We start from the raw sequence: 11,561 nt of genomic DNA, 5'->3' as shown, positions 1-11,561 counted from the left end.
CTTGGTACGCAGCTTGGACAAATCCATGTATCGCGAACTAAGGGACATGCTCAATTGCATTGAGGAGCTGCGCGGAGACCTTTCGAAAGTTGATCCGGACGATATTTTTTCTCGTCGCATCCCGGAAATGGGTCGCGAACTAAGCGCCATTGTTTCCGCCACCGAAGTGGCCACAAATTCGATTATGAACATCGCTGAGCAGGTGATGGACGCGGATAAATCTGATCCAGAGGCTTACGCCAAATTTGTTGAGCAACATATGTTGGCCATTTTTGAAGCTTGTACGTTTCAAGACCTCACGGGGCAGCGGGTGACGCGCGTCATTCAAACCGTCGAGGTGATTGAAGAACGCATTGGCGTTTTGTGCCGCATGATTGAGAACAATCAGATCACCCCCAACGCGCCAAAAATAAGCGAAACTGAAAAGCGAAACCGCGCGCGATTGGTCAAGGGGCCAGCCAATAAGGGCGAAGGCATTGATCAAGACGCTGTGGACGCCATGTTCTAGGCTCTGTTTGTTACCATTCCAGAAAAGGGCAATAGCCCACCACTTTGGCGCCCGTTGGCGCCAATAGTTTTTGGATCTGCATCTCATCAGGCGCGTATAGATCACCCAAATCTTGCGCGTGGATTGATCCGGACACGAAAAGAAAGCCCGCCCCAATAAGCGCCGCGCCCGTGGCGTCGGTTCTGGCGCTATCTCCAATGGCGAGGACCTTTTGATCCTTGAGTGCAATATTGCGGCTCGCAAGTGCCAATTGGCTGGCTTTTTCGTAAATCGGGGTGAACGGCTTGCCCGCCATGATCACTTCGCCGCCTGCTTCTTGATAAACATCGGCCAATGCACCACCGCAATAGATCAATTGATCGCCAATTTCGACAAATTTGTCCGGGTTGGCGCAAATGAAGGGCAGGCCCCTCGCCTTCCAATCGAGGACTTCTTGATCATAATCATGCGGCGTACGGCCATATTCCAGATCAGAACAAATAATGGCTTCGGCCTCGTCGAGCGAGCCGAAATGCACTTCAATGCCGTCAAAAAGCCCATCGTCGCTCTGCGGCCCTAATCGATAGATGGTTTTACCGTGATAATCTGCGATCAGATCGCGGGTGACTTCGCCAGAACTCACCAATCCGTCGAACGCGCCTTGAGGCACGCCCATTGCCAGCAATTCACTTTCAATTTCGGCTGATGGCCGTGGCGCGTTGGTGACCAAAATCACAGCGCCGCCGGTTTTGCGAAAGTTTTGTAAAGCCACAACCGCTTTGGGGTGCACGCGCTCGCCATTGTGCAGCACGCCCCAAACGTCACAAAAAATCACGTTGAAATCGGTATGAACGGCATCAAGGCCACGCCGGCGAATAGACGTTGTCATTTTTGAGCAATACCTTTTTGTGAATTAGCGCGTGGCGCTGCGTTTTGACGATTTTTCCGATGCTAAATCTGGCCGCACGGGGGAAGGCTGAGCGATATGTTTGCCTTGCGCATAAGGAATTTTATCGTCGAGTAATTCTAAGACATGGTCCTCGCTTGTGACATTGTCCATGATAAGGCCAATGCCAAATCGTTCCACATAGTCGGCAAGGTCAGCCCGATGAAAATCCGTAAAATCGAGCGGATTGTTGATGAATGCTTGCGCATCAGCTTTCACAAATTTGACGCCCCGCTCCGACATCGCTTGGAACGTAAGCCGCAAAGAACGCACATTGTCCAGGCAGATTCCAGCCCCGGCCCGTACCAGCTCAGCCAAAGATTTTTTGTCAGAGGCGTTCAAAGCGTCAAATGTCGCTTCAGATAAGGTCAGCATCAGACTGGCTGAAACAGCACGATTTGAGGCCAATAGGCCCGCCATGGTGCTACAGTTTTCTTTATCCCGTAACAGGGCAAGAGAAATAGGCACAAATAGATTTGTTGGATCGCCAGTAATGTTGGCACGATGCACAATATTGGCCGCTTGGCGGATCAACAATTGCTCGAGTTCGGCAATTGTGCCGGTGTTGTCTTCATAATGCAAAAAATCTTCAGCTTCATGCAACACACCATCATCAGTGCGTAGTTTTGGCATCAATTCATAGCCCAGCGTGCGCCGCTGTGGCAGCGATACGATCGGTTGCAAGAATTGCTCGATCTCATTATTCGCCAAAGCGTGCTGAACTGCCTCGATGGGCACAACAGGGCCATTATCAATAAATTCAAATCCGCCGCCGCGTCCGCTGTCCTCGTCGCCCTTGTATCTGTAGTCAGCCGAATTTTTGTTTGACCCGGCCACACCAGCGGCTTGGGCTTCTTCCATTTCCGCCACTGCTTCTGCGAGCTGGCGCACCACGGTGCCCAAAACAGATACATCGGCTTCAAGATTATCCGTTCGGTCTTTCATATTTAAACCGGACAAGAAGCTGACTTGATCGCTAAGCATTTCAGAGGTTTTTGCAACGTTTGAAAGTTGCCGGGCAATGGATTCGGTTTGATTAACCAAATAGGTTTCGGTACGGCGCCGAAACAAAGCTTCAATAAACACAAAACTGGCAAGCAACGCCACGATGGTTACAAGGAACGACTCGATCACCGTAAAGCCGAGCGCAAAATAGGTCGTTATCCCTATGCTCAGGCAGGCCACAGCCAAAAAAAACAAAACGATCGCACGCAAGACTATTCGTTCCCTTATTAACGAGAATCCGTCATTCCCTTGTCATAGCATTTCAAAGCCCGCCTTCAAAGAGGGGCATTTCGGGCTAAGTTTGGCACATTCACAAACTATTTTTCAATTATGCGGCAGTTGCAAACACTTTGTTTACCCTATTCCTAAAGAATTGAGGCAAGCAAGAATGCGAAAAGAAGACCCAGAATCGGGAGTAATGCCATAATGCCTGTCGCAAATGGCTTATCATGTCCTACCCAAGTTCTCGTCATTGATCGTGACAATTTGGTCCAAAACGAGTGTTTTGCACACCTTTCCAAGGATTGGGGGGATGATGTACCTTGTGCACATGTGACCAGTGGACGGGCCGCCCTTTGCGCCCTCAAAGCCAACGAATTTGACATTGTTATCTGTGACTTAGACACGCTTTGCGACCTTGATCCAAACGCCGAAGCTGCGCTGTTGCGCATCACCAGCCAAGCACCGGGCGCACTTGTTTTGGCATTGTCTGATGGTGGTTCTGTTTCTATGGCCGTTGCGGCCATGCGTTCAGGTGCCCATGACTATTTTGCAAAACCTGTCTCGGCGGCCACCATGTTTGAGCGTTTGGATGAATTATCTGTACGTCACGGCAAACGCCGCCAATTCACACCGCCAAAGTCAAATGGCGAAAATGTGGATTTTGAAGGATTCGTCGGCACTTCTGCTGAAATGCAGGTCATCTATGAGCAAATTGGCCGCATTGCTCCCTCCGCAGCTCCAGTTTTCATCACGGGTGAAAGCGGAACTGGCAAGGAAGTATGTGCCGAAGCTCTACATGCGCGCTCACCGCGCAAAGAAGGACGCTTTATTGCCATCAACTGTGGGGCGATCCCACGCGACTTGATGGAAACCGAACTGTTTGGTGTGGCAAAAGGTGCCTTTACTGGAGCGATGGAAGATCGCGAAGGCGCAGCAGAAATCGCCAACGGCGGCACTTTGTTCCTTGATGAAATCGGTGAACTCGATTTGAGCCTGCAGGCCAAGCTGTTACGCTTTTTGCAAACCCGCTCGATCAACCGCGTGGGCGAAGCTTTGCCGCGTGAACTGGATGTGCGCATTATTTGCGCCACCAACCGCAACCCCATGCAAATGATTGCGGAAAAGCAGTTCCGCGAAGATTTGTTTTACCGTTTGCACGTTTTACCCATTCATTTGCCCCCATTACGCCAGCGCCCTGCGGATATTATGCCCATCGCTGAAAAATTCTTGACGCAATATGCGCAAGAAGAAGGCAAACAGTTTATTGGTTTTGACCGTGAAACTGCCGATCAATTTATGGATCGAGAATGGCCAGGCAATGTGCGCCAAATTCAAAACCTTATTCGCCGTATCGTTGTGATGCACGATGGGGAATTGGTGACGTCCCGCATGGTGCGTTTGGCCGATGTAGAAGCCAATGCGGCCATGGCTGTTGCGCCCGTGCCAAACACACACATTCCAAACCGTCACGCCCAATCTGTTGGCGAACAAATGCTGCCCTTATGGAAGCAAGAGCAAAAGATAATTGAAGATGCGCTCGCCGCATTTGGTGGCAATATTTCACAGGCCGCTGCTGCGCTTGAGATCAGCCCTTCAACGATCTATCGCAAAAAGCTGTCTTGGGAAAAACTGGAAGCACAGGAACGCAGCGCCGCGTAGGTGCTTATGCCAATCCCACCTAGTCTAAGATTTGGCTCAGCCACCGGCGATGATTATGAGCGGCTTGTTGACATTCGTTTGATCACAATGCGCCCGAGCCTAGAGGCGCTTGGGCGGTTTGACCCCGTTCGGGCTCGCAAACGGTTCGCGGGGGAATTTCAGCCTGAGTGCACAACGCTTGTGTTTGATGAAGACAAGCTGATCGGCTGTTACGCCATTATCCCAAAACAAGATCAACTATATTTGGGTCATTTCTATTTGCTGCCTGATTATCAAGGTCAAGGCATTGGCAAGATTTTGCTTGAACGCGCAATAGATGTTGCTGACAAAGCGCAAAAGGACATTGTTCTGATTGTTCTAAACCAAAGCCCGGCGCAAGCATTTTATGCCAAATTTGGCTTTACGGTTGCGAGCAGCGACGAAGTTGAAACCATAATGATGCGCCCTACAAATGCAGGTTTGCCACGTCCACAGTCAGATACTCAATCTTAATCGGCGCGCCACTTTCGGCCTTGAACTCTATCAAGACATCACGCATCCCAATTTGCCAATTGTGTGGCGGGTAGATCACAAATTCTGCCTCTGGCCCGCTCATTTCAATCTGGCCAATATTCTCGCCATCGAGCAGCAGGTTAACCGTTTCGGGGCCATCGTTTGCCGCGCGCGACAATTTGCCTTTCAACTCCGCAATCTGAGTACGGGGCAGCATTGCAAATTCAACAATGTCAGCTTCTAACTTTTTGAATTCCCGATCAACGCGTAGGCTGTGCCCTTTATATATGCGGATCGGGTTCATGGCTGGCGCGCCATTGCGCATCAGCACAACCTCGCCAACCCGCTCCACCGATTCAAAGACTTTTGATAGGTCATCCATAACAGTTGCATCATCGTGCAATACTGCCGCCACATAAGCGTCATCGCCTTGATGTTTTGTCAGATATATGTTGAACGCAATATTTCTTGGATCATCGCTTAAACAAGCAAGAGGCAGTGTGCCACGCACCACATTGTCGATCATGCCACATTCAGTCCAAAAATACCCGGCAATGAACGTGTTCTCTTTTTCAAAAACACCTTCGGCTTCAAAGAAATCTTCAAGCTCCTGCCAGCGCAACGCGCCGTTGGTGGGGTCTTCGCCCGGGGGGAAATAATCCCGCGCCCATCCGGTAATTGTATGCGAAATGAGCGCTGTCATCACAACAAAGCTTAGCAGCGCTCCAACGGCCAACCAACCCAGAACCAGCTTGCGATGTTTGTCCCACAAGATTGCTGAACTTGCGCCCAAGATCGGGAACAACATCATATAACCAGGCGCTTGCCAGTGAAAATGAAACTGGGTGTCAGACCATGCGGCCACAGCTGTGAAAAACAAAATAGGTCCATGCGCAAGCATAACAAAGAAGAAGCTCATGCCGCTTTGGGTCTTTATAGGATAAGCGGCCGTGGGTCCCTTGAATAGGGATTTGGCCCCAACCCAAAGCGCTGGCAGCGCTATCCAAGGGGTCATATAAATCAGCTGCCCACCGATCATGCGCAACAACCATTCTGGGCGGAACTGGTCACCCAGCGCACGACCACCTTGAAAGGCAAACGAGGCCATATCGTTTTGTAGGTTCCAGATCAAAACCGGGAGCGAAATGATGACTGCAACTGCAAAAGCCAAATATGGTCCAGGATGCAAGACCCACTTTCGCGCATCTTTGTTGAACAGTGCAAACAGCCCTGCCCCATAGACCAAAAACACAGCGTGATATTTGGTCATAAAGGTCAAACCAAGCACAAGGCCAACAAGCAACCAGCTCTTGATACCAGTGCGCTTTTGGGGGCCAAAGAAGATATCCAAGAGCAACCACACAGCAACCAACCACAAGAGGGTCAACGGCGCTTCGGGCTGCATCCAAGATCCGATGGAGAGCGTGAACAATATGGGGATGTTGGCAATGATTGCGGTGAATAGGCCTGCGCGTTCGGAATGAAAGCGCGCCCCGATGCGATAGAACATCCAGGTGGCGCCTGAGAACATCAAAACAAAGGGCAGACGCAAAGTTATTGGCGCTTCGCTGCCGGTCAGTGTTTTGGTGAGCCAAATCACCCACAGAAAGACCGGAGGTTGATCAAAGTAACTCAGGTGCAGTTGCCGGGCGGAGCTGAGATAATAGGCTTCACCGATCACCAGATCGATGGCCCATGCCCCCCACAGCCGGTAAATCGTGGTGGCGACAATCAACCAAATGACAGCATTTCTAATTTGCCCTTGGGGGGCTCTTATGCGGTGCCGTAATTCTTGTGCGCCCGTTTGCATATTACTTGATGCGCCACGTGAATATGCGGGTCATGGCGTAATTGAACACCATGCTGATCAAGATGCCGGCAATTGCCGCCACGTAAAAGAGCGAGTTCTTTTCAAAGATAAAAGCGGCAACCGATACGTTGGCAATCGCAGGGATTGCGCACACGGCATAAAAGCTTAAAAGCCCGCGCCAATACTTTGGGCCGCGTAGCTGCTGATTTGCGTAGGTGAGGATATTGTTGAGGTGGAAATTGGATGTCATCGCCACCAAGGTGGCAAACAATTGAGCGTTGGTAAAGTTGAACCCAAACAGGCTGCTGGCGAGCGTTAGCGCCACCAAATGCACCACCACGCCAAATGCACCAACCAGCGCGAAGAGCAAAAAGCTCACCGGCAATAGCCCGCCGGTCATTTTTGATAAGGCAAGACCAAAAAACTGGACCGCAACAAGCGGGCTCATTTTGCTTTCACCGTCATGTCGCGCGCGGAACTTAAAGCCGACTTCACCAATATCTAATGGCGATCCCATATTGCGGGCGGTGGCGATAATATCGAGGAGGATCTTAAAGCCTTCGCTCGAGAGTTTTGGTGCCACATGCTCGAACCGTTCACGCTTCAGCATGAAAAACCCGGTCATTGGGTCGGTGATTTTTGTGCCCGTTACCAAATTGGCGATCCAATTGGCCACGTTTGACCCCATTTCGCGGAATTTGGTCAAACCCTCTTCAGCAGTTTGCCCACCATAAAAGCGAGAGGCCAGCACCAGGTCTTTGCCACCAGCAACCATTTCAAACATTTGAGGCAGCACCGTTTCGTCGTGCTGCAAATCTGCGTCCATCACCGCAACAATAGGCGCATTGCTTGAAGCCATGCCTTCAACGCAGGCTGAAGATAGGCCGCGCCGCCCGATCCGCTTGATGCAATGCACATAGGATTTGGACTTACCCAATTCTTTTACGACATCCGCGGTGCCGTCTGGGCTATTGTCATCAACAAAGGTGATCTCCCATTGGATATCGGCCAAAACACCCTCGAGCTTTTCCACCAACAAAGCGACATTTCCCGCTTCATTAAAGGTTGGGACCACAAGCGAAAGCTGTGGCTCAATTTTTGTGTTTGCGGATTGGCTTTGCGTTTCGCTGGTGCGATCCATCAGGTCACTCTTGGTCAATATACGGCGGTTTTGGGGGAACAGTCCCCATTTATCGCGCAAAGGCTTAACCGGGTGCGCTCAAAAAGGCAATTGCTGAGCAAACTAAACCACGCTTGCACGAAAGATATCCTCGGGCAAAGTGCTTTCTTGGCACTGCTGAGCGCGGGTTTTGCAAGGGTTCTTTAAAAATCTGATTAAAAAGTTTGTTTGCTTATCCTTGACTCTGTGCGGGGGGCTTACTATTTGTGTGACGCTGGTTGTTAGCACTCACCAACCAAGAGTGCTAACGACCTTTGTTTTTGACTTAACAGATAACAATTTGAAGGAACGAGCATGAGCTTCCGTCCACTTCACGACCGAGTAGTCGTACGTCGTGTCGATTCTGAAGAAAAAACTTCAGGCGGCATCATTATTCCAGACACAGCTAAAGAAAAACCTTCTGAAGGCGTTATCGTTTCTGTTGGCCCGGGCGCCCGCGACGAAGATGGCAAGCACATCACGCCAGACGTTAAAGCCAACGACCGTGTGCTTTTCGGCAAATGGTCTGGCACAGAAGTTAAGATCGACGGTGAAGACCTGTTGATCATGAAAGAAAGCGACATCATGGGCGTGATTGAAGGCTAATCCGAGCCTTTTCTAATCCCCCATTTTTCTACATCTCTAAGGAGCAAACTGAATGTCTGCTAAAGAAGTAAAATTCGGCACCGATGCCCGCGATAAGATGCTTAAGGGCGTCAACATCCTTGCAAACGCTGTAAAAGTTACATTGGGCCCAAAAGGCCGTAATGTTGTTATCGACAAGTCTTTTGGCGCACCACGCATCACCAAAGATGGTGTTTCTGTTGCTAAAGAAATCGAACTTGAAGATAAGTTTGAAAACATGGGCGCGCAAATGGTGCGTTCTGTGGCTTCAAAAACCAACGATGTTGCTGGTGACGGCACAACAACTGCGACAGTTTTGGCGCAATCAATTGTTGTTGAAGGCGTGAAATTGGTTGCCGCTGGCATGAACCCAATGGACCTTAAGCGCGGCATCGATTTGGCTGTAACTGAAGTTATTGCCAATCTTGCAAAAGCAAAGAAAAACATTTCGACAAGCGAAGAAGTTGCTCAAGTGGGCACAATCTCTGCTAACGGCGAAGCGTTTATCGGCGAAGAAATTGCACGCGCAATGGAAAAAGTCGGCAACGAAGGCGTTATCACTGTTGAAGAAGCTAAAACTTCTGAAACAACTGTTGATGTTGTTGAAGGCATGCAGTTCGACCGTGGTTACCTTTCTCCGTATTTTGCTACAAATACAGAAAAAATGACTGCAGAACTTGAAGACCCATACATCTTGTTGTTCGAGAAAAAACTCTCAAACCTACAAGCTATGTTGCCGATCCTTGAAGCTGTTGTTCAGTCTTCACGTCCACTTCTTATCATTGCTGAAGATGTTGAAGGCGAAGCGCTTGCAACTTTGGTTGTGAACCGTTTGCGGGGTGGCCTTAAAGTTGCAGCTGTTAAAGCTCCTGGCTTTGGTGATCGTCGTAAAGCAATGCTTGAAGACATCGCGATTTTGACTGGTGGTCAAGTGATCTCAGAAGATCTTGGCATCAAGCTTGAAACAGTTACTTTGGACATGTTGGGCACTGCAAAGCGCGTTGACATTACTAAAGAAACAACAACCATCATTGATGGTGCGGGCACAAAAGACGACATCGAAGGTCGCGTTGGTCAAATCAAAGCTCAGATCGAAGACACTTCTTCTGACTATGACCGCGAAAAACTTCAAGAGCGTTTGGCTAAACTTGCTGGCGGCGTTGCTGTTATCAAAGTTGGCGGCGCAACCGAAGTTGAAGTTAAAGAACGCAAAGACCGCGTTGACGATGCATTGAACGCAACACGCGCTGCGGTTGAAGAAGGCATTGTTGCTGGTGGTGGCGTTGCTCTACTTCGCGCTTCATCTGCTCTAACTGTTAAAGGCGCAAATGCTGATCAAGATGCTGGCATCAAGATCGTTCAGCGCGCGCTTCAAGCTCCTATCCGTCAGATCGCTACAAACTCTGGTGACGAAGCTTCTGTTGTTGTTGGCAAAGTTCTCGAAAACGCTTCAGAAACTTACGGCTACAACGCACAAACATCTGAGTATGGCGACATGATCCAAATGGGCATCATCGATCCTGTTAAAGTTGTGCGCACAGCACTTCAAGACGCTGCGTCTGTTTCTTCATTGTTGATCACAACCGAAGCTATGGTTGCTGAAATTCCACAAGAAAAAGCAGCCGGTGGCGGCGCACCTGATATGGGTGGCATGGGCGGCATGGGTGGTATGGGCTTCTAAGCTCTGCACTCAAAACGTATTGTGAAATTAGGGCGGCCTTTGGGTCGCCCTTTTTTTCGCGCCGCCGTTGGTCGCTACGCTCCCGACCCCGGCACCCCCGCCGATTGGTCCCAACACCGATGCTGAGCAAGTGTGGGAAAAGACGGACGAAACAACTCGTTGTTGAGGACCCCGACCAACTTTTTGGCCGCCCCGCCGGAGGTGCAACAGTTTTCATAGGCCGGTTTTAGGCCGTCATGAAAACTGTGTTGCGCACCGTGAGGCAGAGCGAGCCTTTATCGTTTCACCTTGAACGGGAACAAAAACAAAACCGTAATGAGCGTGGGGATCATGAAGCCGCGCAGATAGGACAAGAGGGAACGGCCCGCGGTGAAATCCGCATCAACAAAACCAAAATGCGCCCAATATTGGGTGAGAATAAGCGCCGTGATGCTGATCCACATGGCAACAAGGCCCATGCGTTTGGCCATTATCACAAGGGTTAGGCTGATGATGATGAGAAGAGATAGCAACGACTGGACATTGGTCAAGGCGGGATGGTCAAAAAGCGCGCCGCGTATATGTGTGTCGTAAAGCCCGACCACATGCAGCAAGATCAAAAAGCCTGCAATGGCGGTGATCAGAGCCCGCCTGACCATCATAAATCTGCCTTTCATATTGGCGGCTCCTGTTGGTTCGCCCTACAGATCGTGATGAACAGATAGGGCAAAATGCACGAAAATATGTTTTTGGGATATGGGGGCCGCACTCAGATTTTCAACACCAAAAGAAAAGGCGGCCAAAAGACCGCCTTTGAAAGATTTAAGAGTATGGCCCGTTTAAAACTCAGACCATTCTTCCTTTATCGCTGCACTACCGCTAACGCCATAGGCGGCTTTTAGATTTTGCGGGGCGGTTGCTCTTGGTTGGGCCTTCACCTTTGCAGGCGCGGCGTAGCTAACGCGGTTGCCATCAATTTTGAACACTTCAACAATCTCGTCCAATTCGGTCGAGCGCTGTTCGGTTTGTTCAATTGCGGCGTTGGTTTCTTCCACCAGCGCCACATTGTGCTGAGTCATCTCATCGATTTGCGCAACGGCGGCTTTGATCTCGTCAATGGCGTTGGTTTGCGCGCTCGAGTTTTTGGCGATGGAGGCCATTAACTCGTTGTTTTTGCGGGCTGCTTCAACCATTTTTTGCAGCTTTTCGGTGGCTTCGCTCACAAGGCGGGTGCCCTCACCCACCTCAGTTGCAGACTGTTCAATCAGCGCTTTCACCTCTGAAGAGGCTTGGGCAGCGGACTGCGCGAGGCGGCGCACTTCAACCGCCACAACCGCAAAGCCTTTGCCCGCTTCACCGGCCCGTGCCGCTTCCACCGAGGCGTTAAGCGCCAGCAAGTTGGTTTGGAACGCGATAGAATCGATCATGCCGATAATGTTGGAGATTTTTTCAGACGAAGACGTAATGCGCTCCATGGCGGAGCTGGCGTTGGTCATC

General features: G+C 50.3%; 11 protein-coding genes. 5 read left to right on the top strand and 6 right to left on the bottom strand.

All coding sequences use genetic code 11. From position 1 onward, the window contains the following. Window positions 1-508 (top strand): protein phosphatase CheZ (locus tag Q0231_RS06940; RefSeq protein WP_299346696.1); only part of this gene is annotated, 508 nt, incomplete at its 5' end. Window positions 509-518: 10 nt separating this feature from the next. On the opposite strand, the gene Q0231_RS06935 is transcribed toward Q0231_RS06940, so the two are convergent. After that, window positions 519-1,376 (bottom strand): TIGR01459 family HAD-type hydrolase, encoded by an 858-nt coding sequence (locus Q0231_RS06935; RefSeq protein WP_299346694.1) that lies wholly within the window; start codon window positions 1,374-1,376, stop codon window positions 519-521. A 24-nt stretch (window positions 1,377-1,400) separates the two neighbouring features. Further along, complete coding sequence (locus Q0231_RS06930) at window positions 1,401-2,648, bottom strand: EAL domain-containing protein (RefSeq protein ID WP_299346691.1); 1,248 nt, start codon at window positions 2,646-2,648, stop codon at window positions 1,401-1,403. A 216-nt stretch (window positions 2,649-2,864) separates the two neighbouring features. Here Q0231_RS06930 and Q0231_RS06925 point away from each other — a divergent pair, with 216 nt between their 5' ends. Next, a complete protein-coding gene (locus tag Q0231_RS06925) occupies window positions 2,865-4,319 on the top strand; it encodes a sigma-54 dependent transcriptional regulator (RefSeq protein WP_299346688.1) in 1,455 nt (484 codons plus the stop codon). Window positions 4,320-4,325: 6 nt separating this feature from the next. Next, window positions 4,326-4,811 (top strand): GNAT family N-acetyltransferase, encoded by a 486-nt coding sequence (locus Q0231_RS06920; RefSeq protein ID WP_299346685.1) that lies wholly within the window; start codon window positions 4,326-4,328, stop codon window positions 4,809-4,811. On the opposite strand, the gene Q0231_RS06915 is transcribed toward Q0231_RS06920, so the two are convergent. Continuing rightward, window positions 4,765-6,621, bottom strand: a complete 1,857-nt coding sequence (locus Q0231_RS06915) for a glycosyltransferase family 39 protein (RefSeq protein WP_299346682.1) — start codon at window positions 6,619-6,621, stop codon at window positions 4,765-4,767. The two genes, Q0231_RS06920 and Q0231_RS06915, sit on opposite strands and share 47 nt — an antisense overlap. Window position 6,622: 1 nt before the next feature. Continuing rightward, window positions 6,623-7,762 (bottom strand): glycosyltransferase family 2 protein, encoded by a 1,140-nt coding sequence (locus Q0231_RS06910; protein ID WP_299346679.1) that lies wholly within the window; start codon window positions 7,760-7,762, stop codon window positions 6,623-6,625. 333 nt (window positions 7,763-8,095) lie between these two features. On the opposite strand from Q0231_RS06910, the gene Q0231_RS06905 reads away from it, so the two are divergent. Beyond that, window positions 8,096-8,386, top strand: coding sequence for a co-chaperone GroES (locus Q0231_RS06905; RefSeq protein WP_269392591.1), 291 nt, complete (start codon window positions 8,096-8,098; stop codon window positions 8,384-8,386). A 52-nt stretch (window positions 8,387-8,438) separates the two neighbouring features. Further along, window positions 8,439-10,085, top strand: coding sequence for a chaperonin GroEL (gene groL, locus Q0231_RS06900; protein WP_299346674.1), 1,647 nt, complete (start codon window positions 8,439-8,441; stop codon window positions 10,083-10,085). A gap of 275 nt (window positions 10,086-10,360) precedes the next feature. On the opposite strand, the gene Q0231_RS06895 is transcribed toward groL, so the two are convergent. Both Q0231_RS06895 and Q0231_RS06890 read right to left on the bottom strand, forming a co-directional pair. Then, window positions 10,361-10,741, bottom strand: coding sequence for a hypothetical protein (locus Q0231_RS06895; protein WP_299346672.1), 381 nt, complete (start codon window positions 10,739-10,741; stop codon window positions 10,361-10,363). Window positions 10,742-10,903: 162 nt separating this feature from the next. After that, window positions 10,904-11,561: methyl-accepting chemotaxis protein (locus tag Q0231_RS06890; protein WP_299346670.1), on the bottom strand; the 658-nt coding region annotated here is incomplete at its 5' end.

Origin of the sequence: uncultured Maritalea sp. (genome assembly GCF_937139385.1) — a bacterium.
Classification (GTDB): Bacteria; Pseudomonadota; Alphaproteobacteria; order Rhizobiales; family Devosiaceae; genus Maritalea; species Maritalea porphyrae_A.
Note: the sequence above shows the minus strand (reverse complement) of the source record. Positions and strands in the feature narration are given on the sequence as shown.